Below are 26,904 nucleotides of genomic sequence, written 5' to 3'. Positions count from 1 at the left end.
TTATTTTAAAAAATAGCAAAAAAAACAAAATTTTATAGATGAACTTGATAAACAAGCTATCAACTTCAGCAATGAAGCAATAGCTTGTTTTTATCTATCCTTAACCCCATTTTTACATATTTATTACTCCTTTTCATATGTCTCACAAGTCATTAATATAATTCCACCATTTAAGCTCCTCTGCCCCAGTATCTAAAACTTAAGATTTTAGCATTATATTAATTAAAAAAGTAAGAAATTTATATGAGGATTTCGTTATAGATTTTTCTAAAATGAAAATTTTGTGAACTTTATAACAAGATAACTTGTTAAACCATTTTCAATAACTTATAATCTTAACTGTGTATGGTGTGTATAGTGTGCATCATAGACAGTCACACTTGTCGATGGAGAGGTATTTAAATGAAAATTATTTTAAATAATGCATCAAATCAACCTTTATATCAACAAATAAAGGAACAAATTAAAGATTCTATATTTAATAATGAATTGACGGAAGGTGAACAATTACCATCAATCCGTGTATTGGCTAATGATTTACATGTAAGTATGTTAACCACAAAAAGAGTTTATGCGGAACTAGAATCCGAAGGTTTTATCGTTACCAGGGTTGGAAAAGGTACTTATGTAGCATCTACAAACTTGGAATTATTAATGGAATCTAAGCGTCATATGGTTGAAGTAAAATTGACAGAAGTGTGCAAAATGGCTCGAAGTATTGGAATCCATAATGAGGAACTCTATTCGATGTTAGATTTAATCTTAAAGGAGGAAAATGAAGAATGAATGCAGTGTTAGAAGTGAAGAATCTAAACAAAGCTTATGAGAATTTTTCATTAAAAGACGTGACATTTTCACTTAACCAGGATTGTATAACTGGTTTTATTGGTACTAATGGTTCTGGGAAAACTACTACTATTAAAGCTATCCTCGGGCTTATACTCAAAGATTCGGGTAAAATTAATTTTTTAGAAAAGGATATAGATAAACATGAACGAAAATTCAAAAATAAAATTGGTGTCGTGTTAGACGAAGGGTACTTTTACGATGAATTAACATTAAAAGAAATGAAGAATGTAATCGCCCCTTCCTATACTGAGTGGGATGAGCAGGTTTTTTTAAAGTATATTAAACGATTTAATTTAAATCTAGGACAAAAAATTTCTACCCTCTCCAAAGGAATGCGAATGAAATTTGCAGTTGCTCTAGCTTTATCCCACCACGCAGATTTATTAATAATGGATGAACCCACAAGTGGACTTGATCCATTGGTTCGAAGTGAACTAATAGACATACTTCTAGATTTTATGAAAGAACCAGGAAAGAGTGTCTTTTTTTCTACTCATATTACCTCAGATCTAGATAAAATAGCAGACATGATTATTTTGATAGATGATGGTCAAATATTAATTGATGAAGAAAAAGATGCACTAGTGGAAACACATGCATTAGTAAAAGGTGATAATCAATTGATTAATAATCAAACAGAAAAACTCTTTTTGAATTTGAGTCAAACTAAATATGGATTTGAAGGGATTACTCATAAAATAGATGATGTGTGCCGGCTTATGCCTGGTGTTTTGATGGAAAGACCAACTATAGAAGATATAATGCTTTCTTATATTGGAGGAAACAACTATGCTAATTAATCTTGTTGTAAAAGACATACTATTAGTAAAAAGATATTTTTCTATTTTACTCGTTTTCGCAGCTATTGCACCAATCTATCTTTCTACTCAGTTACAACTCAACGATGGTGGACTTATTGGTTTTCTTTTAACAGTAGTTTTTATGGAGCATATTTTGTTTGGTACAATATCCAAGTTCGAAGACCAATACAAAGGAGCAACTCTACTTTGTGCAACACCATATACTAGAAGTGCCTTTGTAAAAGCAAAATATCTCTTTCTATTGGTAGTTTTTCTTTGCGCCTCAATTATTAGAATGATAACTTCAATTATTATACCATCTGGTATCGAGAATCTTAGTATAAACGCTCTCGGAATAACATTCTTAGTTGTTAGTATTTTGTTTGGAATACTACTCCCTTTCCAATTTAAATTTGGTTTTGATAAAACAAGAATGATTTCTTTTATTGTTGTCTTTTTGACACCTTTTGTAGCTCCTACTCTTATAAAAGAAATTCAGTTGAGCCATCTGAATTTTACACTCCCTCTTCCATTCCCATCAATTATCATGGCATGGATGCCTTGTCTCATTTCAATAGTTATTAGCATTATATCAATGATAATTTCACTGAAGATATATGCAAAAAAAGATTTATAATTAGTTTAAGGGGCATTTTAAAAAATATGTTTTATCATCCCACACTTATCGAAGTTACGTCAATGCACAAGATACTTCAGTTCTCAGCGTAGGAACTACTGACAAAGCCTGCTAAGAAAGCTGGTAGATACATCGATGTTAGCAGGTATCTGTCACTTCAAACATTTCGTTATTTACTTTCTAAACTGAGCATCGATCTATGTCTCGATTAAAATGCATCCCTTATCAATTAAGTGATGTATTTTATATATTTATTTGATAAAAAAGGAAGGATGAATGTTCAATCAACCGACACAACTACTTCTTAGGAATTGTGTTATAGTTAATTCAGAATCAATACTGCTTAGCAGCATTAATTCTCACCTATCTTTTATTTATTTGTTTTTACACCAACTTAAAGGAAAGACCAACTATATTTTTAGTTGGTCTTTCCTTTTGTTATTAGAATACGATTAAGAATCACTTAGTTATATACAAATTACTGTTTATTTTACGATAATGTACATATACTTCCGATAGAATTCTACCGTTCTCTTAATAAAATATGAAAAACATAACTAGTTAAGGTATCTATCAAAAAAATCGAAACAAAAAGAACTTGTAATATATAATTACAAGTTCTTTTTATCGTAGCTTCAAGACATTGGAACTATAAACTTGTAAACAACAACATGAGAGGAAGGGTGAATTATCCCCTTAAAATAATTATATAACTAATATTCATATTTTGAGATTGAAACCTTGAACATTTCGTTAATTTTAACGATCACTTTAATATTCTGCATTTTTAATTTGCATAAACATTTATAATTCTGTACATTACAATAAAATCAAATAACCTAAAAATATATGTGAAATTTTTTATATTTTTTTGATATTAATTGAATATTTTATGATTATCATTTCATTTTCACTCTAATATTGCCATGTTTCTAGATTGCTATTAGAGATTTACCTTCTAAAACTTACTTAAAATTGGTTAGTATTGAATACATTGACTGAAAATTGAGAAATCAAATGCATATTGATACTATTATGATATAAATTATCTGTCAGTCTAACTTCCATTACCCACAATAATGTTTTTCTATCTATGTATAGAAATAATTTATCTGTCAGTAATTTATAGTTTATTATCATACATTAAAAAGGAGGAAGTAAAATTATGAAGAAGAAAATCATTACAGCAACTGCTCTGGCTGCAACATTAGCTACAGGGGCCTTACCTACAACATCAGTATTTGCTGCTGAGACAGTTGCTCCTATCCAACAACAGGAATCACAAGTTAGTATTCAACCGTTTGCACAAAGTAATCTAGAAACGGCTGTTCAAGCTGCATTAAATGGTCCCGAAGTAAAAAAAATAAAAGTATTTGAGCATGAATTTAATGTAAAAGAAATTGAAGTTGTGGATCGAGGTGCAGCTGGTAAAGATGTATACGGACAAATCTCTCATCATTTAAGCTTCCGTCCAGATGATCAACTTTACTATAAATTCACAAAAAAAGATGGTGAGGTAACGGGGTTCGAATTCCATATTGATAGAGGGGGTTGGACACCAATTGTGGCTCCACTTTTATCAATTCTTGCTGCATATAACGGAATTCCTGTTAATCCAAATGATTTAACCTCACTCGGTCAACAACTTGGAAAAGTTATCGATGGTAGTTGGGAACATGCAGGACAATCTATTGCTACTGCAGTTAGTTTAAGCTTTAATGAGAAATAAGCTTACAGGCATTATTTAGGGTTACAGAGAAGTATTATTCGTAAATTTTTCTAAAATGATATTATATGTAACAAATCCATTTCTAAATTCAATGCAGTAATAAGAGAGAGACTCTCCCCAAAAGTCTTTTGATCTCAGATATGGGATTCATATAATTTTGTCACATGATATCTTAACAAATAAAAATTTACATTAATAATTATGTAAACATTACCAATTTTAATAATTCATTGTACTTCGGAAAACAGACGTCTAGTTTAAGACTTCTGTTTTCTTTGTATAATATTAGATTTGAATTGTATGCCTTATAAAGTACATGAAGTATGATAATATACTTTGTCATCATTTCACTAAACTTGCACATGATTATTTTGGCCTTTCCACCCTTTTATGATTACATTTCTAAACTTATGTTCCCAGTGCACGATGGCTTTTGAGCAAATCTAAATGAGAATATCCCACTCTAAATTTTAAAGCTAACACAATATTTTAAGGCAAATGAAAATAGTAAATCTGATGGTAGCTAACATATTATCTTATTTGACTTACTTTCTTTTTTACTTTACAAACCTTTTGGTACCTATTATAAATTTGGCACTACTTATAAAAACTAAATTTTCAATTAATACAGTCTATTATTCTCATGCTGGACTTTATGCATATGGTAAAAGCACCTAAATTATTATATAAGACTAATCTGTTTAAAATCAGGAGAGATATAATGAAGAAAATAAAAATTATAAAACACTTAAAATTCGGGATTCTTACTTGTTTTACACTAGCGAGTTTATGTACAACTTCAATAGTATTTGCTGATAGACATTCAGGTTATTCATATGACTCCGATTTAGGTTATCGAAATCCAAACTGGATGTCAAAATTGGAAGATACAAAAAGAATAAGCGAATTATCTATTCCAGGTACTCATGGTTCTATGGCTTTACATGGAGCGAGTTTTATTGATGAGAATTTGACAAGAAATCAAACAATGCCCCTACCTCAGCAGTTCAATGCAGGAATACGGTATGTAGACATGCGTGTTAAACGTGTGAAAAATTCTTTTGCCATGCAGCATGGTATTGTGAATCAAAAAGCAATGTTTGAAGATGTATTAAAAGAAACAATCCAATTTTTAAGAGAAAACCCTCAAGAAACAATTTTAATGCGCTTAAAAGAGGAAACTGATCCAGAGAACGGCTCACAGTCATTCGAGGAGATATTTAAAAGTTATAAAGACCGTAATGTGTCCTATTTTTGGGAACCTAATTCTGTGCCATTTTCAGAAAGAAATAACCCTAAGTTAGGAGATATCCGTGGAAAAATTGTAATACTACAAAACTTCTCAGCAGTTGAAGAATACGGAATTAATTATGAATCATTAAATATCCAAGATAATTTTGAAGTTAGCGCTGGACCGGATGGAATGTATGAGAAATGGAGTGCAGTAAAAAACCAGCTTCTAAAGGCAAATAACGACTCTAACAATAATCATATCTATCTCAACCATTTTAGTGGTACAGGTGGCGCTACAGCATTATGGAATAATTATTATCCTTGGTTTGTTGCAAGTGGAAAGGAAAATCGAGATACTGGTAGTAACCCACAGTTAATTCAAAAAAACACAACAAATGAATGGAAAGACTTCCCTCGTGATACAAATGGTCAAGTATTTTATGGTGGAATGAATACAATGGGGACAGATTTCATACTACAAGGTGGTATCAGACATTCTGGTATCATTGCAGCTGATTTTCCAGGTCCAGGTTTAATAGATAGTATCATTAAATTAAATGGGATAAACGTTAATGAAAAAGAGATATTAATTTCCCAAATTTCTTCTGACTCTAAGCCATTGCCTGGAGAAAAGAACCGATCCAGCCAAAACTTTAGTATAAATAATTTACCCCCAGGGACAATCGGTTTAAAATGGATTATTGAACCTACCCAGGGAGAGACTTCTGACAGTATCTCTTTCAATATTATGGTCGATGTTTCTCTGGGTCTAGATCGTGTTAGTTGGAGCAATATTTCAAATGAGTCCAGGACTGCAGCAGATAAAAATTCTAAATATTATATCGCAAATCCAAGTGGTGTGAATCACCCATTTACAGTAAAAGTATATGCTATCACCAATTAAATTTTTTAAAGGATTTCTTTATCCCTCCGTCGGCTTAAGAAGTTCAATTACCTTATGTATCAAAAGAGTATTCTCTCCAGGTATGCTATATTAAAGGAAATAAAGAATCTAGTGAACTTAAAAAAATTTCATGTGACATATCTTTAGGATTTTGAACTACCCCCACTTTCACTTCGTTTAGAAGTGGGGGATTCCTAAGTAAAGAGTTCTATCGAACTCTAATTGATTAGGCTAACCCCGCAGTCCTTGCGGTTAGAAGCCTTATCGCTTCATTCTTTAGATTCATACTTGCGTTAATATCCCTATCATGGTGTGTACGACAAGAAGGACAGTCCCATTCACGTAGGTTTAGATTTTTAACGTCTTTATTTTGATATCCACAACAAGAACATAATTGGCTGAAAGCAAATGTTTTCGATACGACAATGACTTGTTTGCCATACCATTTTGCTTTGTATTCTAACATTGATCGAAATTGCAACCAAGATACCTCACTAATTGCTTTTGCTAACTTATGATTCTTTAACATATTTGATACTTGCAAATCCTCTATACCGATAACATCGTGGCTTTTGATGATTTCAGTTGAGATTTTGTCCAAGTAATCTTTTCTAGTATTTGATATGTATTCATGAATTCTAGCTACCTTTACTCGTTGTTTATTCCAGCGAGAAGATCCTTTCATTCTTCTAGAAAGAACACGCTGTGCTTTCGCTAACTTATCTTCTAATGATCGGAAAAATTTTGGATTTTCATAGTGTGTTCCATCTGACAAAATAGCGAAATCTTTTAGTCCTACATCTATCCCAATGTAAGAATATGTTTTCGGTAGTTCTTGTACTTCTGTTTCAACTAATAGTGACACAAAATATCTACCAGAAGGATTCTGTCTAACTGTAGCATTTACAATACGCCCCTCTACTTCGCGACTTTTGGCAAATCGAACAAGGCCTAGTTTCGGCAACTTTATTTTGTTCCCTACAACGGCAATGTTTTCATTTGTTTGTTTTGTGGTATAAGATTGTACGTTGTTCTTCTTAGATTTAAAGCGCGGTGCACTGTTTTGTTTTTTGAAAAAGCGCGTATAAGCATCCGCAAGGTTGCGAACAGACGACTGAATCGCAATACTATCCACTTCTTTTAGCCAAACAAGCTCTTTCTTCATGGCAGGTAGTTTGGCAGAGCATATACCATAGGTCAAGCCTTTTCCTGTCTCTTTATATGCGTGATCCCATAAGGATAGGAAATGATTGAATACAAAGCGAGAACACCCAATCGTTTTGTTGATTAGAATTGCTTGTGCTTGATTTGGATAGATACGAAACTTATAGGCTTTATTAATCATTATTGAATTCACCTCCATTTCGGTATATGACTATTATACACCAAACGTACATTCGACAGATAGTGGAGTAATACTTTCTATATGTCGAACAATTAAGATGGCTTCCTGCCATCCCTTGTTCGAAGCCAATTCATCTCCCACCTACTCACTGGACTGTGACCCTTCACGCTCCTTGAGGAAGGAGTCTTCTTGGCTAAAATGATAAAAATTTGAATTTCAAAACACCCAGGAATACAATGAATATAGTATGTACCTTATTTTTTAGAAAGAAGGATTGAACATGAAAACCAAAGTAGCTAAATCAATTCAAAATTTGCAATTGAAATCATTTGAAATGATGACAAATTCTGTTTCTTTTAAATCTATTTTGCGTGGAACTGGTATGACTTTTGTAATTATTTTTGGATCATCTTTCATTAACAACTCTTCTTTATTTTCATTAAATTCTTTGATGGTGATATTGGGTTTCTTTTTAATCTTTACGCCATATATGTTTAATATTGCTGAGAAGTCTAATATATAACTTAATTTCCGACGTTTAATCATTGACTTAAAAATTTTAAGCACCCAAAACAAGAAATTCACACACTTTTAATTAAAAGGTGTGAATTTTTTTGTTTGGGTCTATTTCCTCTTAAATTTATAGTTAAGTGTTACTACTTCAATTAATTAATTTTTATTTCTAGTTTAAAATTATGCAAATGGGTAGCCTGTATCTTCTCTACAATACAATTCCCCTTATTTAACTATTTATATAGTATAGATTTAAAAGTAAACATACCTAATCCCCCTATACAAAACTGTAAGAGTATCTTCAACTTTTTAATATTATATTTATATAAAATTTATCCTTTCTTGAAAACATACTATACTATAAAATTAAATTAACAAATATTATTTAATGGAGGTTCATAATGAATAAAACTGAACTAATTAACCAAGTATCCGAGAAAACATCACTTACTAAAAAAGAGGCTACCGCATCTGTACAAGCTATCCTAGATCAAATTACACAATCTCTTCAAAAAGAGGAATCCGTACAGTTAATTGGATTTGGTACATTTGAAGTACGTGAGCGTTCTGCACGTACTGGGCGCAATCCCCAAACGGGCGAAGAAATGCATATCCCAGGAGGAAAAGTACCTGCATTTAAAGCTGGGAAAGCTTTAAAAGAGGCTATTAAATAAGGCTTAAATTATCTATCTAAAAAGGAATGGAGATTTTTATCTCCATTCCTTTTTAGATTAATCATATTTTTTTCGGAAAATAATTAACTAGTTTTTTATCATTTTCACGATTTCCATACCCTGCAAACTCTTCTAATCATAGAATTTGTTTTTAGATGCTAGACGCATCTTTTACTGCTAATTTTTTCTTACTTAAATAAACAGCTCGATCTGATTTTTTTGCAACTTCTTGTGAATGTGTCACAACAATTACACATTTATTTTCTTGATGAGCGAGCTCCTGGAACAAATCAATAATGTCATTTGCTGTTTCTTCATCAAGGTTTCCTGTCGGCTCATCCGCAATTAGTAAATCAACATTACAAGATAGTGCTCGAGCAATTGCTACACGTTGTTGTTGTCCGCCGCTCAGTTGCAAGACATTTCGTTTCGCTTCTACTTCTGTGAGTCCTACCTTCTCTAATAATTCTAATGCTCTTGCTTTTTTATTTTGTACCTTCACACCTGTAATTTCCATTGCTGTTAGGACATTTTGAAGAGCAGTCATATAGGTAATCAAATTATAAGATTGGAAAATTACAGATACATTTTGATTACGGTATCGATCCAAACCAATTTTTCGAATATCCTTGCCATTATACAGTACATAACCATTTTTAGGTATATCCAGCCCACAACCTAAGCTAAGAGTTGTAGTTTTACCAGATCCAGATGGCCCTAAAATCGTGTAGAAATGCCCTTTTTGAAAAGAAAAATTAACATTATCTAGTATCGTTACTTTTTTTCCGTTACTTTCATAATAATAATCTAAGTTTTTAAATTGTAAAATTGTCTCCATATCGAGCCTCCTTATTCATCTTTTAAAAGAATTTGTTTTGGATTTAAGCGCAGAATAGATAATGCCGGAAGAAGCGTTGCTAATATAGCAATAGCTAGTCCAATTCCCCCCATTTTCCCTACATCTTCTCCTGTTACACTTACATCAATTTTATCAATTGGCTCTTCTTTTTGGTCTTGCAGCGTACCACCAGGCCCCGACATCATTACAGTACCATTTTGTGGGGTGTCTGTTTCTTCGCTTGCTGTAGCAATTTCACTCGAAAGTAAGTTATCCCCTACGAATTGAGATACTTTAGCTCCTGTTGTTATGGATAATCCAAATGCTAAAATAGCAATACATACTACTTCTACTACGAACTGCGCCATCAGTTTCCATTTTTTCTCTCCAATGGACAATAAAATTCCCATTTCCTTACGACGTGCTTTAATCGATAACATAATGATTAATCCTAAGATAATTGCACCTGCACTAGAAACCATATAGATAATCATTTGAGAAGTAGAAGCAATATTTTCGATAGGACCAATCATTTGTTTGTACAATGAATCATGCGCATCTAACTTAAAATAATTAAAATCAATATCAGATTTTTTTGCTTCTTTTTTAAATGCATCAATGTATTGTGGGTCGTTCAATAAGTACACAACTTGAATACTACTCATACCTTCATCTACTTCTAATTTTTTTAAAGTAGAGTAAGGCATATATAATTTATTAGCTGGATTCATCATAGGAGGGGTATTTTGACCCATTGGTTGCTCATTCGTTTCGTAAATACCGATAATTTCAATTTCAAGAGTTTCCTTCTTATCCCCTGATTGAACTTTAACTTTATCCCCTACTTTCAAATTGTTTTGTTCCGCTAATCGTTTTTCCATTAAAGCTACATTTTGATCTTGCATCTGTTCTGTAATTGGTTTTCCATCAACGATTTTACTTTTTCCATTTTTAAAGCTTTCTTGTAATGCAGTCTTGCGAACTCCTTCTATCATAAGAGAAGAATTCATATCTATTTCTGTACCCGAACCTGATCCACCTGCTGCTGCCACCATTCCTGCTTTACCTTTTCCTTCTTCACCTTCTGAAGCACCTACTAGTTTAAATCCACCTGCAATTCCGAAATTATGGGTTATATAATTATAGTCTTTTACATGCTTGGACTTTGCTATTTGATCTGTTTCTTTTGTGTTGAGCTTTGGCGGTTTAGGCATCTCTCCAGTTTCCCTTGCTTGTTTTCCTAATTTATCAAAATCAAAACCTAAAGTAACATCAGCACCCAGTTTTTTTCTTGCTGCATCCGCAGCTTTTTTTGATGCATTTTGGATTGTAAATCCTGCCAGGACTAAGTTTGTAACAATCAGAAAGACCGCCATCAAAATTAATGATGTTCCTATCCTTTTTTTCATACTGAGAATTGCGCGTTTTATAAAATTCACTTTTCCTAACCTCCTTGATAGTTGTTATTCTAAATACACTATCTGGAGTTTATATGAAGATATTCAGTAGATTATCTAAAGATATTAGGGCTTATCTGGAGTGCATATGTAGTGGTTCGTTAATATAGTCAAGAAAGGCTGGAACACAAATTAAAATATGTAATCGATTTTGAACATTGGTAAAGAGTCAGTCCATTTAATGTAGAATGAGAACAAATGGAATAATAATGTGGGCATTCTTTTTGCTTCATGACATTTACCACCTCTGATATATCTAGTACCCACACAAAAAGCACATATAAAAAAACCACCGAAAGGTGGCTATATTTTTATGCGGCACTTGTTTAATCCGCTAATTTCACGTTTTTTATTAGTTTTTCACCATTTCGATAAACTGTTACTTTAATTGTATCCCCCAATTTTTTCTTTTCATATAAATATTTTCGGAATTGAACGACATTTTCTATTTTTTGTCCATCTAATGCAATCACAACATCATATTGTTGCAATCCACCTTTTTCTGCTGGTGATTGGTATGAGATATTCCGCAATACTGCACCATTTGATATCTCTTTTGGTAATTTTAATTGATTGCGTGCAGAATCTGTCATTTTCTCCACATCTAATAACTGTACACCCATCATCGGACGTTTAACTGTTCCATCTTTCTCAAGAGACTCTAGGATCGTTTTGGCTATATGAATCGGAATTGCAAATCCAATTCCTTCAACAGCTTGTTGTGCAATTTTACTCGAATTAATTCCAATGACTTCACCCTGTTCATTAAACAAAGCTCCTCCACTATTCCCAGGATTAATAGCTGCATCTGTTTGAATTACCTGTGCTTGCCAATCAACTTGTTGATCTCCAAGAGTACTAACAGGTATTTCTCGTTCCTTACTACTAATAATACCCTTTGTTACACTACCTTCTAACCCCAATGGATTCCCAATAGCTATTACCGTTTCCCCTGTACGAATTTTTTCTGAGTCTCCAAGTGTTGCGACTCTTTTTACATCTGCCCCATCAATTTCTAATACTGCTAAATCTAATAATGGATCTGTCCCTACTACTTTAGCGGGAACTTTTTTACCATTATTCAATTTCACTTCTACTTTATTCGCACCGTCTATCACATGATTATTTGTAACAATGAAAGCCTTATTGCCGTTTTTTTTATATATGACCCCTGATCCCGAACCAGCTTCTTCTGATTGAACTTGCGCATTAAATGAATCTGCATTTTGTTTATAGTTAATGACACCTACGACAACTTCTTTTGCAGATTCAATCATATTTTGAGGATTGCTCACATCTTCTGGTTTGTAAGAGATCGGCGTAGCCTGATTTACTTCGTTGTGCTTAGAAGATTGATCTGCACCTCCTTTGATTTCATTTATATAAGGAGTGGTCAATCCAATGGTAATTGCACCAATCACTGCACCAATTATTCCTGTGAAAAAATACCCTGTTTTTTTATAGACTTTACGCCTATTGCTTTCTGTTTGATTTGTATCATCGTGTCCCATTATGAACATCCCTTTCTCCTTTAATTTACAATTGAATGTTTTTATCTTAATATTTGAAATACGATGTATGAATGTAATATTTAAGAATCACCATTTCAAAAAAAGAAAATTTCACCTTTAGGCATGTTTAAACATAAATCAACTGTTTTTTCGTAGGGGTAACATTATATTTGAAATTTCCTATGAATATATGTATGACGATATTCAAACCCACTTCGAGCTTGTCTCTAAAAAAAAGAGCCTATTTGGCTCTTAACAAATAGAGTATTCAATGTACAAAGTAGGATACGTGTTTATACAGGTGTTTTGCAAAAAGTGGAAACAAGGGACAATAAACATCCATTAGCTTATTTATTCTTTTGTTATAAACTTAGATTCTAGCATTCTCGTGAGAATGGATGGTAATAGGTTTGTGTGTAAATAAGAAGGAAGGGATAAAATTTGATAGATTGTGTAAGTCGTCAACATCATGTATCATTCCTTTCTATTTGGTACATGTATCATACAAACTTAATCTGTATTCTATATGGAGCTAATCTAGAGTTATAGTAAAGATTTTCAGTACCTAATTATGGAATACAAAAATAGAGAGAATCAATTTAATCCTCCCTATTTTTGTTCACTAGACTTATATAGCTTTCTTTTATTTACACTTGTGTATTTGTTTAAGCCCGGTGCTGGTTTCAATTTTTGTTTTTTCTCTTTTATGCGTCTAATATTCGAATGAGGTGCCATCCACAGTTGTACATCTAATAAAGAAAGAATGATGTTTGCTTCTAGTGACATCTTAATTACCTCCCTCTGTCTTGTTATGTATATAAACTATCTCATGCATCTGGAGCTAATTTGAAATACATGTAGTCTTCTTGTGAAGTTTTTATAGTGTTTCTAATACGTCTCCACATCAACTCCAGATTGGAAGGTTATAATGACTACAAGAGGTGATATTATGAAGAACTATCACATTCTGGTGGTAGAGGATGATCAAGAAATACAAGAATTAATCAAACAATTTTTAATGACACAACAGTATAAAGTTATAGTTGCATCAGATGGATTAGAGGGCATGAAACAATTTAATAAGCAGTCCTTCGATTTAATTCTTCTAGATGTGATGATGCCAAACCTGAATGGGTTTGAAGTTGCTAAAATGATTCGAAGTCAGTCAAATATACCAATTATTATGCTAACTGCGCTAGAAGAAGAACAAGATCAAATGAAAGGATTTGATCTTGGAATCGATGATTATATTACGAAACCTTTTTCTTTTCATGTTTTGATGAGACGAGTCGAAGCAGTACTGAGAAGAAGTAATAATCAAAGTACAGATAATCATTTTGTATTTAGAGAACTACATGTCGATGGCGATGCATATAAAGTATATGTAAATAAAGCTGAAGTTCCCTTAACGACGAAAGAATTTGAAATTTTGCAACTACTACTTAAAAATGAAAAAAAGGTACTCACAAGAGAAAATATTGTAGAAAAAATTTGGGGATATGAGTATGCCGGAGACACACGAATGATTGATACGCATATGAAAAACATACGAAAAAAATTAGATATACCCTATATTAAAACAGTAAAAGGCATTGGTTATAAAATCGATGAATAAGATTGTAAAAATCATGAAGATGAAGAGAATTACCTATAAACTCTTTATGACTACATCCCTTATTTTGTTAGCCTTTGCAACCTTAATTTATGTAACTTTATACTTCTTTCTCCCTAAATTTTATGAGAAATACAAAACAGATCAGCTTCAAACGGGAATCGAAGAAATAATTGATAAATCTAAAAATCTTACGCTTCAAAATGCAACACCACTTGTTGATGAATACGCACAAAAAAATAACGCAATAATATTTCTTCAAGATAATGAGGGAAGGCTTATTTATTACCCTTTTCTTCAAAGTACTACTCAAGGGAGTACTATTCAAGAGGGTACTGTTCGGGGGCGGACTGTTCAGGGGGGGACTCCAGCAAAAGGTTTTGTTACAACAGTACCAATAAAGGGTTTGGCTCAATCTCGTAATTCATATGAGGCTACCAAGCCAATACAATTCCAAGATGTTAGCTTAACGGTTGTGGTGTTCGCAACATTTCAACCAATCGATGAAGCTTCACAGGTCTTGGTACGTTTTCTACCCTATATTAGTATCATTGTACTGGTTATTGGTTTAGGAAGTGCTTATCTCTATTCAAGGTTTATTACTAAACCACTTATTTATATTAATAAAGGTGCACAAAAGATGGCAAACTTGGATTTCTCCGAAAAAATTGAGGTTCGTTCTATGGATGAATTAGGGGAATTGTCCAATAGCTTGAATGATATGTCCATAAATTTACAACAGGCAATTTTTGATTTACAAAAAGCGAATCAGCAATTAAAAAGTGATATTGAAAAAGAAAGAGAAATAGAAACAAAGCGAAGGGAATTCTTTGCTATTGTAGCACATGAATTAAAAACTCCTCTTACTGTTATGAAAGGATACTTAGAAGGAATGATATATAATATCGGCCCTTATCAAAATCGTGACCAGTATTTAAAGAAAAATTATCAAATAATTGAAAGTCTGGAACAACTGGTTCGCGAAATTTTAAGCATGTCAAAATTAGAACAACATACCTTTAAACTTCAAGTGGAAGAAGTGAATCTTTCGAAATCAATAGATACAATCACAAAAAAACTCGAATTTTTTGCTTCTCAAAAAGGCATTCAAATAATAAAAGAAGTCGATTCTGACATTTTTGTTTATACGGATTATGTTCTTTTAGAAAAAGCTTGTAAAAACATCATTCATAATGCGATTATGTATTCACCATATAACGAAAAAGTCTATATAAAGTTAACAAAGGATTCTAAACAAAACAATATCCAAATGCGAGTTATCAATACAGGTGTCAAAATAAAAGAAGAAGATATACAACATATTTTCAAACCATTTTATCGAATCGAAAAGTCAAGAAATCGAAATACGGGAGGGAGTGGCTTAGGGTTATATATTGTAAAACAAATTTTTGAATCCCTTTTTATCACGTATTCTATAAATAATACCAAACAAGGCGTAGAATTTTTAGTTACCATTCCATTATCCAGCAAATAAACAACAAAAGAGTCTCAATCTCATTTCATCCTATAAAAATGAGATTGAGATTTTTCATATTATGTTGGGTATGGCAACCCAAACATAATTTGGGGTACAGAGATATTAACGTTGTTTAAATTACATTAAAATGCTTTGAAAAATAATAAAGTTGTTTTATTATTTTTAGCTTTACCGCAACAATAAGACCTATTATCCTTTCACACTGACAGTAAGTTTGGCGTTGACGGGCTTTTTTGATATTTTGCATGTGGAGCATCAATTAAAAAATAATATGAATCCTACAAACCTAGTCATCTCAGTGAAAAAATAATTAAATTTGTAGACGGGATAGAAATATTTTTTGTTACACAAACTGGCCGACTGTACTTTTTTCACTACAAACTGATAACTTAACAGCTGGGTAGAAAATGATGAGTATACTGGACCAGATATGACTGATTTCGGATTTCATATTTTTTGTTAGTATTTCCTTTCATCATATCTAAAACAAATTTATATGCTTAGTGACAAGGTCGATCAAACTATATAAGCAGATAATCCATTCTACTCATTCGCCATATTATGCATAATAATCTATAAAATACGTATCTATAAATTAAAAATCTAAAAAAGAAAAAATCTGAAGATCCTTCTGACGTAAGGAGTTTCAGATTTTTTTATTTTAGTAATACCCTTTGCAACAAGTTGCCATTAGGATAGTGTATCAGCAACTTGTAGCTATTACTATGAATGCTAGATTCCTCAAAATTATTCCATATTTTTTCATTTTATTTATATTATTCTATGCTTTGTTCTAAAGTATAATTCCATATTTATGGACAAAAGTTTAAATTTATGGAATTTTGTACAAGCTATTTATACGCTATTTTTAATTAGGAGGGATTCTTTATGTTTGGTCTAGGAAAAAAAAGAACTCCATTTGGGGAGTATTTAGATCACAGAGGAATCAAACAACAATGGCTTGTACAAAGAACTGGATTAAGTAAATCTCTGATAAGTGATTTAGCAAATAAAAAGGATCGTATTCCCACTTTAACATCTGCAACTAAAATCATTAGAATACTAAAAAAATTTGATAAGCATATTGATTATCAAGATTTTTGGAATATTGATATTTAATACCTCTAAAATGTACTGCACATCTAATTGTCTCTAATCCAATTGTGTAGATTACTAAAAACATAGATTTTTCCCTTTATAAATAATGATTATTTAACACTTATAATACAAAAATTCCTTTTATTAAAAAGGATATAAATTTCTATTTAGCTCTGTTCATATCCCTACTCAAAATAATTAACGATTACATCCCACTTCATTTTTGAGAAATCAATTCTTTAAAGACATTTTTTATTAGAAAATCTAAATTTCATTGTTTTTTATCCAGAAGCCTAAATATACATTTGATATTATTCTAAAGTTTATAGCGCACTATTCGAACATTTTGTGAAAATCAGCAAAAAACATCACAAACTACTAGTAGTAGGTATTAATTTCCTAGTGTTTGTTCCAAGCACTGTGTTAAACTGAGAGGGTTTAACAGATCTACTCTAATAACATTAATGAAATGGGGTATTTACTTGAACTTTCCACAATTAAAAATCGGTCATATGATGCCAAAGGTCCCAATTATGCAGGGAGGAATGGGCGTAGGCATTTCATTAAGTAAACTTGCATCTGCAGTTGCAAATGCTGGAGGGATTGGGATTATATCAGGAACTGGTATTTCCATAGATGAAATGAGAATGCATATTAGGAAGGCAAAAGAAAAGATCCGGAATACTGGTTATATTGGAGTAAATGTCCTTTTTGCTATGAATGATTTTGCTGAAAAAATGAAAGCAGCTATTGAGGAAAAAGTTGATTTCATCATATCTGGTGCTGGCATTTCACGAGATATGTATACTTGGGGAAAAAATGCCGACATACCAGTTATTTCAATAGTATCCTCAGCCAAACTCGCTAGATTATCTGAACGCTTGGGTGCGGCCGCTGTTGTAGTAGAGGGTCATGAAGCAGGAGGACATCTGGGTACCGATCGACCTTTATTCGATATATTACCGGAAGTAGTTGCAGCAGTCAAAATCCCCGTAATTGCTGCTGGAGGAATTATGACTGGGAAAGATATTGCGCATGCCTTAAAAATGGGTGCATCTGGTGTGCAAATGGGTACAAGATTCGTTGCAAGTAATGAGTGTGACGCACCACTATCCTTTAAGGAAAAATATATAAATGCTCGATTAGAAGATACTATATTAGTCAAAACAACTGTCGGTCTTCAAGGTCGTGCGGTTAAAAATAACTTTACTAAATTAATAGCTGATAATAATAAAAAAATAAAAATAAAAAAGTGTATAAATTGCTTAAAAAACTGTTCTTATCGTTTCTGCACGCTAGATTCTTTGATAACCTCTATGGATGGTGATTGTGAAAATGGTCTTGTTTTCGCAGGTGCACGAGTAAATGAAGTCAAAGAGATTTTGCCCGTCCAAACAATTATTAACAATATTATGATGGAATACAGAGCATGTATTTAAGGTAGCAGCCATATATAGTTCTTTAAAAAATATTTAATGTTGTAAATTCTTATTTTCCTGACGATACATCAATTAATAATTATGGGCATTATTGGTCATAAAAAAGAACACCTACAAATGCTGTAGGTGTTCTTTTTTATTTATAATTGGATAATTTCTCTTATTTCTTCTATAGGTAACTTCGTAAATTTCGCAATATCCTCTACAGACATTCCATTTTTATACATACCGCATACCAATTGTATACGTTCGGCTTTTTTGCCTTCTTCAATCCCCTTTTCAATACCTTTTTTGATTCCTTGCTCCTCTGCGTGAGCAAACTTTGCAGCTTCATCCATTAGGGTTTTTTCCCTCGCTTCATAGGCTTGTCGGAAAGTCGAATCTTGACTCATTCGCTCCCACTTATTCATTGCTTTTTGTAAAATCGGATCTTGATTCATCGCAATGTCCTCCAATGTTTGAGTTAAGTGTTCATCTTCATTTGCCGGAAGTAATAACAGCCAACGAACAAATGAATCTTCCCACGGATTAACTTTCTCTTCCCGCCATTGTTCCATTAATTTAGGAAGCTCTATAACATGAATCTCTATATCATCACTAAACTGCTTTTGCTGTTGTACATTCCATAGCTTTCCCGTTGTATGAAATTCCTCGTATTCGGGAAAAAGTACGAAGTTTAACAAATTAATAGTAATTGTTTTACTAAGAGAGCTGTAAGGCATCCCTTTTTGTAACTGTGAAGTATATAATTTACCCCAGTAATACAAACTTCGTTTAATCATGTCGTGATTATTATTCAGCTGAATTTCTACGTTTACTTTAGTACCTGTGTCTAATGTGGCTGAGACATCTAAAATTGATAATTTATCATCCTCATGTTCTCGATGTAAATGTGGATCCTCTAATTGTAGTGACATAATAGGTGATTCTAATGAATTCTTTAGCATAGCATTTAAAAATGTGATAAGAATATCCTCACTACCACTTGTCCCAAATAATTGCTTAAAAGCAAAATCAATTCGTAAATTTACTAATGACTTGGTCATGACTTTCCTCTTCCTGTCTAAGAAACTCTCTTTTCTTTATTGTACATAAAAATTGGGTAATCATGCAAATAAGAAAATATACAAAAGATAACGCTACCATTATTTTCAAAAATATATATTCACTAGAAGATAAAAGTACAATTAATAGTTAATTTGGTGAATTATAACATATATTATCTTTAAATAATACCCATTCAAAAAAACAATGGATTATTTGTTACATAATTGTTAAATTTAGGGATATAAAAAGGCTTTCTATATAAAAAATAGAAAGGTGATGGTGTACGGATAAAATATAAGGGGGATTTATATTATGTTTTCAAAAAAACAAAAATTAGTAACAGTGGTTACCACTCTGACGCTAGGATGTGGATTAACTTTCGGATTAACTCCTACTTCGGCAGATTCTATAAGTAATCCTACTCCTATAAAGGAAGAACAAGTAAGAATACAGATACCTTTCACTGAATATGTTATTTCAGCAGATGATAATTATTTGGTTGTAGCTGACACTACTACAAAAGAAGAGGCACTTTCTTATCAAAATAATTGGTGGGAATTAGCTTCTCAGAATAAAATTTTACGTGTTCCTATTACTAGCAAAGATAACTATAGCGTAGGTGAAAAACTAAATATATTTTCCGTAGGATGGACTCACTCTATTCCACCAATCGCTGTTATGCCTGTTATCGAAAAAGTAATTGAATAAATTATATATTTTTTACAAAAGAAGATAGCCATTACAAATGGCTATCTTCTTTTAAACTCATTTATTCTAAATTGGACTAAAGAATTTTTGTTTGTAACTATCTTTATAAATTTATGCTATAACAACGCTTGTGCACTTTTGTATTTACTGAACTATGGCTTGTTCTTCCTTCTTCATAACTCTAATGGATTGAGCTACTTTAACCATCATAGAACATTCTATCCTCTTGCGGAAGATTTTACAGCTGAACTCATGTGTTCCCTTAAGGGAACCCGTTGCATGTATTGTATTAGCTGGGCAACCGCCGCTACAGTAAAGCTGTGCCCAACATTCCTGACATTCCGGTTTTGAATAGCAATTACTCTCCTTAAATTGAGACTGTATCTCTGTTTTTGTAATGCCATCCCAGATATTCCCCATACTATATTCTTCTTCCCCAACAAACTGATGACAAGGAAATATCTCCCCCCATGGGGTAATAGCAAAGTATTCAGTCCCAGAACCGCAACCAGAAATTCTCTTTTGAACACATGGACCTTCTGAAAGGTCAAGCATGTAATGATAGAAAGTAAAACCGTTACCTTTTTCCTCACGGTTTAGCATTTCCTTCGAGAGAATTTCATATTGATTATAAATTTCCAAAAGATCTTCTTCACCGAGCGCATATGGTTCTCGTGGATTACAGATAACTGGTTCCATTGAGATCTTATTAAAACCTAGATCAGCGATGTGATAAATATCATTGGTAAAATCGACATTATTATGGGTATAGGTTCCACGTACATAGTACTCTTTATCTCCACGCTTCTCAACAAATTCCTGAAACTTTGGAACGATATAATTGTAGCTACCCTTCCCATTGACAGTTTTACGTAGATAATCATGAACTTTTTTTCTTCCATCAAGACTTAATACAACATTGTGCATTTCCTGATTCAAGAATTCAGTAATTTTCTCATTAAGCAGCATACCATTTGTAGTAAAGGTAAAACGAAAAGTTTTTTTGTATTCTTTTTCTTTATTTCTTGCATAGGCGACAAGCTGTTTGACAGTCTTCCACGCCATGAGTGGCTCCCCACCAAAAAAATCAACATCGAGATTTCGATGATTACCTGAGTTTTCTAATAGAAAATCGATGGCTCTTTTTCCAACTTCATAACTCATGATGGCCCTATTTCCATTGTACTTTCCTTGGCTAGCAAAGCAGTATTCACACGACAGATTACATGTATGCGCGACATTAAGGCAAAGAGCCTTCACATAAGTGGGACGATTTATCAAATCAATTGAAAGATCCTTATAATCATCATCGGTAAAAAGCTTCCCATCTCTTTTTAGTTCTTCAATATCCGCAATTGTTTCTCGAATTTCCTTCTCGGAAACGTGGAAATCATATTTATATTTTTCTTGTATCGTTGACAGGATTTCTTCCATAGGAGTATTCTCATATAGCATAATTATTTCATAAGCAAGATCGTCAACAACATGTACCGAACCGCTATAAGTATCTAATACGATATTGTATCCATTTAATTTATATTGATGAATCATACTGGATAATCAAACTCCTTTTTCATAAAGATTGCCGCCCATGTAAAATATAACTGCGTACAATACTACTTGTTTCCTATCTATTTATTGTATTTTCACACTTTTGATTTGCAACTCCACATGAGGTTTTACAAGCGGACTGACAAGATGTCTGACATGCACCACATCCACCATGTTTTATAGTATCTTGCAGTTTACAAGTGCTCAGTGTTATAATTCTTTTCATTACCCATAACCTCCTTTTGAAATAATTTTGAAGAACTACGGTATATGATTGTGAAATTAATCACAATCATATACCGTAGTTCTTCAATTTCCCACCAATTATCACTAATATCTTGATATATTAACAAGCTACTTTTACTTTCCTTTCTTTTAACCATAATTTAAAATATCACGAGAATATCAAATATTATCTATTTAACAGTTACATACCACAAAAGCTACATATAGACTACTGTTTGTTGTACTTATTTATATATTCATAAGTACGGTACGTGAAATTACAACATTTATCCTATAAAAAAATATGGACGTTTATAGCTTTCTGCTACAACTATAAAAAGTCAACCCCAATGGAATTGACCTTTTATAGACTGTGGCAACAGAAGGATGTCATAAAACTAGGATTTGATATTGTAGCGTTTCACTTGTGAAAAGTATAACATGATTAAACAAAAATAGATGTGTCGATCCTTGGAACATTAGTTATAACTTGATTTTTTGATTATGTATAGATATATATAATATTTAATGGGCCTATAGAATTCATCATACATCACTATCAATAATTAATGCTTTTTTAATAATAAAAAAGATGTCCAAAAAAATTCTATTTTTTTAGACATCCTTTTAATCTATTTTATTAATAATCCCGTAGGAGTAACTTGATATGTTTTTTTCTTACCCACAAATTCCTGTTTACTATTCTCAAGATTTGTAAGTGTGGCACGTGTCTTTTCCTTTTGTGCTTCTCCCTCTATATGAGTAAACTCAATATAATCTCCTACTTTGACGGGAACGGTTTGGTTTTCAGCAGCTTGTTGTCTATTTCCTACAATTTCTTTATTATACAAAATATTGCCCGATGAGTTTTGAACTTTAATGCTTGCATACGTACTAGTAAAATAGGAATGGGGTATACCCGCTTCTAATTTAATCTGCATTTTTTCTGTTGCTTTGTTATACTCTACTTTTGCGATTTCTCGATCATTATATCCCTTTAAAGACCACGCAAATTGATTTCCATCTAAAACTGTTGTTTCTGGCATTTTCTCTACTTTCTTCAGGCCTTCTTTTGTAACTTCGTACATGGCTTTTTTTCCAAAACTCTCTTGTTTACTATTATCTACATTTGTGAGAGTAGCTCTATGCACACCTTCTAGATGTGTTAACTCTATATAATCTCCTACTTTGACTGAAACTTTTTGCGATTCAGCATTTTGTTGTTTGTTTCCGTAAATATCCTTATTGTATACTACTTTCCCTGATGCATTTTGTACTTTAATACTCGCATATGTTTCATTAAAATAATGATGTGGTATGCCTGATTTTAAATCAACTTGCATTTCTTCTGTCGACTTATTGAAATTGATTTTTGCAAACTCAAAATCACTGATTCCTTTTAGCGACCAAGCAAATTGATTTCCATCTAGAATTGTTGCTTCTGGCATCTTTTCTACTTTCTTCAGGCCTTCTTTTGTAACTTCGTATATGGCTTTTTTTCCAAAGCTCTCTTGTTTACTATTATCTACATTTGTGAGAGTGGCTCTATGAACACCTTCTAGATGTGTTAACTCTATATAGTCTCCTACCTTAACCGAAACTTTTTGCGATTCAGCATTTTGTTGTTTGTTTCCATAAATCTCTTTGTTATAGACCACTTTACCTGATGTGTTTTGCACTTTAATACTTGCATATGTACTATCAAAGTAGTTATGTGGTACACCTGCCTTTAAATCAATTTGCATTTCTTCTGTTGATTTATTTAAATTTACTTTTGCGAATTCAAAATCTCCAATCCCTTTCAGCGACCATGCAAACTGCTTTCCTTCTAAAATATTAGAAGAGTTCGGTATATCTGGATTAAAACCTAAGTTATCTAATATAGATTTTAGATCAGGTAAAACACCTATTCTATCATTCCACGGATCTTGAGATTTTGTTCCTGTATTTGGATTACTTAAGATATTTCTTAATTCGGCTGGTGTATAAGGAGAACCTCGATGTTCTTTAGCAATACCTTGAATCGAAGTTGCTGCTCCAGCAATAATTGGTGAAGCACTTGATGTTCCACCAAATGTTGATGTATATAAATTTGTAGTATTTTGACTTGGATTTGCTGATGTTGTATCAACATTTTCTCCCCATCCATATACATCTAATCGGCTTCCATAATTTGAAAACCATAAACGTTTATGTGGAACAGTTGATGTTCCCGCCCCAACCATAATAGCACCTGAATCCTTGAAGTCTGGACTATTTCGATTTAAGGTCTTTTTTCCATTACGATCTTTAAAATTATCTAAGTCGTTTGAACCATTTGCGCCAGCTTCTATAATAATAATCCCTTTATCTGCACCAACACGAATTGCATCAAAAATATCTGGATGTACTTCTACAGGTAAATATTTATCCCCATACCCATCATACGAAGCTTGTGCCTCTAATAAAAGAATATCTCCCGCTTGTAAATTATGTACAGCACTTAAAATAGCATCCGCTGTATTATAAATTCCATTATCCCTAATCTGGGATATTACTTTTACATTTGCTTTTGGTGCAATTCCAATATTTCCAATTTGATTATCTTCAGATGAAACAATTCCTAATACAGAAGTACCATGAGCTCTATGCTGGCTTATATTTTGTCCCGACATAAGCTTAATATTTTTATTGACTAAATCCTCATGGTTCAATAACCATCCGTATTCCATATCCACAAAAGTTGTATTCTTCCCATCACCACCTTTAATGCTCCAAGCATGCGAGGCATTAATTCCCTTTGGTGCCGCTTCAAGATATCCTTGATTTTTAAATCTAGGATCATCGTAAGGATTAACAGATAAATTTGGTAACTGTATTTCAGGGGGTGTCAAAATTTGTTTTTCTTGTATATAAGCCTCCTCTACGAGAGGAGATGTTTCAAATTTTTTCAGTAATAATTCTATTTCTATGTTATTAGGAGCTTGTACAATATAATAATTTAATAAATTATTAGCTGATTCATTAGCAACTGATTTAGATTGTACTGATAACTTTTCAATCTCTATCGGATTTACAGATGAGAACAGACGATTCAAAGTGAGTTCTGTATTTTCGGAAAATAACTTCTTTAAATTGCTATCATAATCTCCATTTTTTATTCGTTTCTCAATACCATCTTCATAAGGTAAGTCAATTTGATTTTTAAACTTTACAATTAATCTTTCTTCCTGTGAATCTCTTTCTTTGTATGTGACATTATAAGATTCAGCGTAAACTTTATTATGAATACTATCATTTTGTAGGATTAGATCTGTTCCTACAAATGTGGTCATTGCAATTGAAGAAATTAAAAACCCTTTCAATATGTTCATACTATACCCGCCAATCTATCTTCTCTTGACCATTTTTTTATGCATATAATAGTTAAGATTTTAATATAATATATAAATCTACAATTTAAGTTTTAAGGTGAAATCTATGACTTTATTAATAATCCCATAGAGGTAACCTGATATATTCTTTTCTTCCCTATATACTCCTGTTTACTATTCTCAAGATTAGTAAGTGTGGCGCGTGTCTTTTCCTTTTGTGCTTCTCCCTCTATATGAGTTAACTCAATATAATCGCCTACTTTGACTGAAACGGTTTGGCTCTCAGCAGCTTGTTGTCTATTTCCTATGATTTCTTTATTGTACAAAATATTACCGGATGAATTCTGGACTTTAATGGTTGCATACGTATTAGTAAAATAGGAATGGGGTACTCCCGCTTCTAATTTAATCTGCATTTTTTCTGTTGCTTTGTTATAATCTACTTTTGCAATTTCTCGATCATTATATCCCTTTAATGACCATGCAAATTGATTTCCATCTAAAACTGTTGTTTCTGGCATTTTCTCTACTTTCTTCAGGCCCTCTTTTGTAACTTGATACCTTGCTGTTTTTCCAATGGTTTCATTTTTGTTATTTTCAAGGTTAATTAAAGTTGCTCGCGTTTTTTCCTTTGTTGCTTCTCCTTCTATATGGGTAAATTCAATGTAATCCCCTACCTTGACGGACACAGTTTGGCTTTCAGCAGTTTGTTGTTTATTTCCCACAATTTCCTTATTGTACAGAACGTTACCAGAAGAATTCTGGACCTTAATACTCGCATACGTACTAGCAAAATAGGAATGTGGTACACCTGCTTCTAGTTTTACCTTCATCTCTTCTACCGTTTTATCATAATCTACTTTTGCAATTTCTCTATCACTATATCCTTTTAATGACCAGGCAAACTTGTTTCCTTCTAAAATTGTTGCTTCTGGCATTTTTTCTACTTTCTTCAGGCCTTCCTTCGTAACTTCGTATATTGCTTTTTTTCCAAAGCTCTCTTGTTTACTATTATCTACATTTATAAGAGTAGCTCTATGTACACCTTCTAGATGTGTTAACTCTATATAATCGCCTACTTTGACTGGAACTTTTTGCGATTCAGCGTTTTGCTGTTTATTTCCATAAATCTCTTTGTTATAGACCACTTTACCTGATGTGTTTTGCACTTTAATACTTGCATATGTACTATCAAAGTAGTTATGTGGTACACCTGCTTTTAGATCAATTTGCATTTCTTCTGTTGATTTATTTAAATTTACTTTTGCGAATTCAAAATCTCCAATCCCTTTCAGCGACCATGCAAACTGGTTTCCTTCTAAAATATTATTTACATTAGGCATATCTGGTTTAATTGGATTAGAATCCGTCCCCTTCCAAATCTCTGCTGTTAAAACTGGATATTCTAATGCAGCTACTTTTTGAATGGTATCGTTATTTGGACGTAATCCCCACTTCTCAAAGAAAGGAATCAAATTTTGTTTGGCTACTTTTGATGCTGAAATCATAAATAATTGTTTTTTATTTTCATCAGTTTGTGGAAGTTCACTTGAAGGCATGTCTCTATACAATTGATGCAATTTAGGATAAAAATCCTCTCCATACGCTAACTGTAGTTGCCAAAGCATAACAAGCTTTACAAAAACATCGCTAATTTCATCATAATTTTTATTCACTTGCTCTAGATATTGAAATGCTTTTGGATAAATTCCACTTTTCTCTAAGTTGGATGGTTGATTAAATGCTTTTTCTACAGAAAGGCTGTATATATTATTTTGTACTTCTGTCATATTATAAAACTTCCAGGGTGATTGTTGTCTCAAATGTCCTGCCTCATGCCAAGGGCCCCAGCCATCTGTTATGAATTTATTAATATCTAACAC

General features: G+C 32.5%; 22 protein-coding genes. 12 read left to right on the top strand and 10 right to left on the bottom strand.

Annotated elements, in window-relative coordinates; all coding sequences use genetic code 11:
- Positions 1–402: 402 nt before the first annotated feature.
- The 5 genes from DN401_RS04305 to DN401_RS04285 all read left to right on the top strand — a co-directional run bounded on the left by DN401_RS04305 (position 403) and on the right by DN401_RS04285 (position 6,152).
- The gene (locus DN401_RS04305; RefSeq protein WP_000691660.1) at positions 403–786 is read left to right on the top strand and encodes a GntR family transcriptional regulator; all 384 of its coding nucleotides are present in this window, start codon (positions 403–405) and stop codon (positions 784–786) included.
- Positions 783–1,649: an ABC transporter ATP-binding protein gene (locus DN401_RS04300; RefSeq protein WP_149287561.1), complete on the top strand. Its 867-nt coding sequence runs from the start codon at positions 783–785 to the stop codon at positions 1,647–1,649. The genes DN401_RS04305 and DN401_RS04300 overlap by 4 nt, the downstream gene beginning before the upstream one ends.
- Positions 1,639–2,286, top strand: a complete 648-nt coding sequence (locus DN401_RS04295) for an ABC-2 transporter permease (protein WP_149287560.1) — start codon at positions 1,639–1,641, stop codon at positions 2,284–2,286. Before DN401_RS04300 ends, DN401_RS04295 begins: the two co-directional genes overlap by 11 nt.
- A gap of 1,165 nt (positions 2,287–3,451) precedes the next feature.
- Complete coding sequence (locus DN401_RS04290) at positions 3,452–4,015, top strand: methyltransferase (RefSeq protein ID WP_149287559.1); 564 nt, start codon at positions 3,452–3,454, stop codon at positions 4,013–4,015.
- A 721-nt stretch (positions 4,016–4,736) separates the two neighbouring features.
- Positions 4,737–6,152: a phosphatidylinositol-specific phospholipase C gene (locus DN401_RS04285; RefSeq protein WP_149287558.1), complete on the top strand. Its 1,416-nt coding sequence runs from the start codon at positions 4,737–4,739 to the stop codon at positions 6,150–6,152.
- 226 nt (positions 6,153–6,378) lie between these two features.
- Here the strand turns inward: DN401_RS04285 and tnpB are convergent, their stop codons facing one another.
- Entirely contained in the window at positions 6,379–7,497 is a 1,119-nt protein-coding gene (tnpB, locus tag DN401_RS04280) for an IS200/IS605 family element RNA-guided endonuclease TnpB (RefSeq protein WP_149287557.1), read from the bottom strand.
- 280 nt (positions 7,498–7,777) lie between these two features.
- On the opposite strand from tnpB, the gene DN401_RS04275 reads away from it, so the two are divergent.
- Both DN401_RS04275 and DN401_RS04270 read left to right on the top strand, forming a co-directional pair.
- Positions 7,778–8,020 carry a hypothetical protein gene (locus tag DN401_RS04275; protein ID WP_016083289.1) on the top strand — a complete coding sequence of 81 codons (243 nt, stop codon included), beginning with the start codon at positions 7,778–7,780 and terminating at the stop codon, positions 8,018–8,020.
- A gap of 391 nt (positions 8,021–8,411) precedes the next feature.
- On the top strand, positions 8,412–8,684 hold the full coding sequence (locus tag DN401_RS04270) for an HU family DNA-binding protein (RefSeq protein WP_098103698.1): 273 nt from the start codon (positions 8,412–8,414) through the stop codon (positions 8,682–8,684).
- 151 nt (positions 8,685–8,835) lie between these two features.
- Here DN401_RS04270 and DN401_RS04265 read toward each other — a convergent pair whose 3' ends face one another.
- From DN401_RS04265 to DN401_RS29695, 4 genes are all read right to left on the bottom strand, one after another.
- Positions 8,836–9,522 carry an ABC transporter ATP-binding protein gene (locus DN401_RS04265; protein ID WP_149287556.1) on the bottom strand — a complete coding sequence of 229 codons (687 nt, stop codon included), beginning with the start codon at positions 9,520–9,522 and terminating at the stop codon, positions 8,836–8,838.
- Positions 9,523–9,533: 11 nt separating this feature from the next.
- On the bottom strand, positions 9,534–10,961 hold the full coding sequence (locus DN401_RS04260; RefSeq protein ID WP_149287555.1) for an ABC transporter permease: 1,428 nt from the start codon (positions 10,959–10,961) through the stop codon (positions 9,534–9,536).
- 344 nt (positions 10,962–11,305) lie between these two features.
- The gene (locus DN401_RS04255) at positions 11,306–12,499 is read right to left on the bottom strand and encodes a S1C family serine protease (protein WP_149287554.1); all 1,194 of its coding nucleotides are present in this window, start codon (positions 12,497–12,499) and stop codon (positions 11,306–11,308) included.
- Positions 12,500–13,099: 600 nt separating this feature from the next.
- Positions 13,100–13,276 (bottom strand): hypothetical protein, encoded by a 177-nt coding sequence (locus DN401_RS29695; RefSeq protein WP_179953569.1) that lies wholly within the window; start codon positions 13,274–13,276, stop codon positions 13,100–13,102.
- A 163-nt stretch (positions 13,277–13,439) separates the two neighbouring features.
- Between DN401_RS29695 and DN401_RS04250 the strand changes: the two genes are divergently transcribed.
- The 4 genes from DN401_RS04250 to DN401_RS04235 all read left to right on the top strand — a co-directional run bounded on the left by DN401_RS04250 (position 13,440) and on the right by DN401_RS04235 (position 18,137).
- Positions 13,440–14,105 carry a response regulator transcription factor gene (locus tag DN401_RS04250; RefSeq protein ID WP_149287553.1) on the top strand — a complete coding sequence of 222 codons (666 nt, stop codon included), beginning with the start codon at positions 13,440–13,442 and terminating at the stop codon, positions 14,103–14,105.
- Positions 14,106–14,118: 13 nt separating this feature from the next.
- Entirely contained in the window at positions 14,119–15,597 is a 1,479-nt protein-coding gene (locus DN401_RS04245) for a sensor histidine kinase (protein WP_149287579.1), read from the top strand.
- An 891-nt stretch (positions 15,598–16,488) separates the two neighbouring features.
- Positions 16,489–16,719 carry a helix-turn-helix domain-containing protein gene (locus tag DN401_RS04240; RefSeq protein WP_000467334.1) on the top strand — a complete coding sequence of 77 codons (231 nt, stop codon included), beginning with the start codon at positions 16,489–16,491 and terminating at the stop codon, positions 16,717–16,719.
- Between the two features lie 443 nt (positions 16,720–17,162).
- A complete protein-coding gene (locus tag DN401_RS04235) occupies positions 17,163–18,137 on the top strand; it encodes an NAD(P)H-dependent flavin oxidoreductase (RefSeq protein ID WP_149287552.1) in 975 nt (324 codons plus the stop codon).
- A 140-nt stretch (positions 18,138–18,277) separates the two neighbouring features.
- Here the strand turns inward: DN401_RS04235 and DN401_RS04230 are convergent, their stop codons facing one another.
- Positions 18,278–19,183 (bottom strand): Rpn family recombination-promoting nuclease/putative transposase, encoded by a 906-nt coding sequence (locus DN401_RS04230; RefSeq protein WP_000167466.1) that lies wholly within the window; start codon positions 19,181–19,183, stop codon positions 18,278–18,280.
- 313 nt (positions 19,184–19,496) lie between these two features.
- Here DN401_RS04230 and DN401_RS04225 point away from each other — a divergent pair, with 313 nt between their 5' ends.
- The gene (locus tag DN401_RS04225; protein WP_149287551.1) at positions 19,497–19,892 is read left to right on the top strand and encodes a DUF3221 domain-containing protein; all 396 of its coding nucleotides are present in this window, start codon (positions 19,497–19,499) and stop codon (positions 19,890–19,892) included.
- Positions 19,893–20,036: 144 nt separating this feature from the next.
- Here the strand turns inward: DN401_RS04225 and scfB are convergent, their stop codons facing one another.
- The 4 genes from scfB to DN401_RS04205 form a co-directional block, all read right to left on the bottom strand.
- Positions 20,037–21,443, bottom strand: coding sequence for a thioether cross-link-forming SCIFF peptide maturase (gene scfB / locus DN401_RS04220; RefSeq protein ID WP_149287550.1), 1,407 nt, complete (start codon positions 21,441–21,443; stop codon positions 20,037–20,039).
- A 76-nt stretch (positions 21,444–21,519) separates the two neighbouring features.
- Entirely contained in the window at positions 21,520–21,669 is a 150-nt protein-coding gene (gene scfA / locus DN401_RS04215; RefSeq protein WP_000821352.1) for a six-cysteine ranthipeptide SCIFF, read from the bottom strand.
- 631 nt (positions 21,670–22,300) lie between these two features.
- Positions 22,301–25,021, bottom strand: a complete 2,721-nt coding sequence (locus DN401_RS04210) for a putative mucin/carbohydrate-binding domain-containing protein (RefSeq protein ID WP_149287549.1) — start codon at positions 25,019–25,021, stop codon at positions 22,301–22,303.
- A gap of 104 nt (positions 25,022–25,125) precedes the next feature.
- Positions 25,126–26,904 (bottom strand): putative mucin/carbohydrate-binding domain-containing protein (locus DN401_RS04205; protein WP_149287548.1); only part of this gene is annotated, 1,779 nt, incomplete at its 5' end.

The organism is Bacillus sp. BF2-3 (genome assembly GCF_008368795.1).
Classification (GTDB): Bacteria; Bacillota; Bacilli; order Bacillales; family Bacillaceae_G; genus Bacillus_A; species Bacillus_A cereus.
The sequence above is the reverse complement of the archived record's forward strand: the minus strand, read 5'-3'. Positions and strand labels throughout refer to the sequence as shown.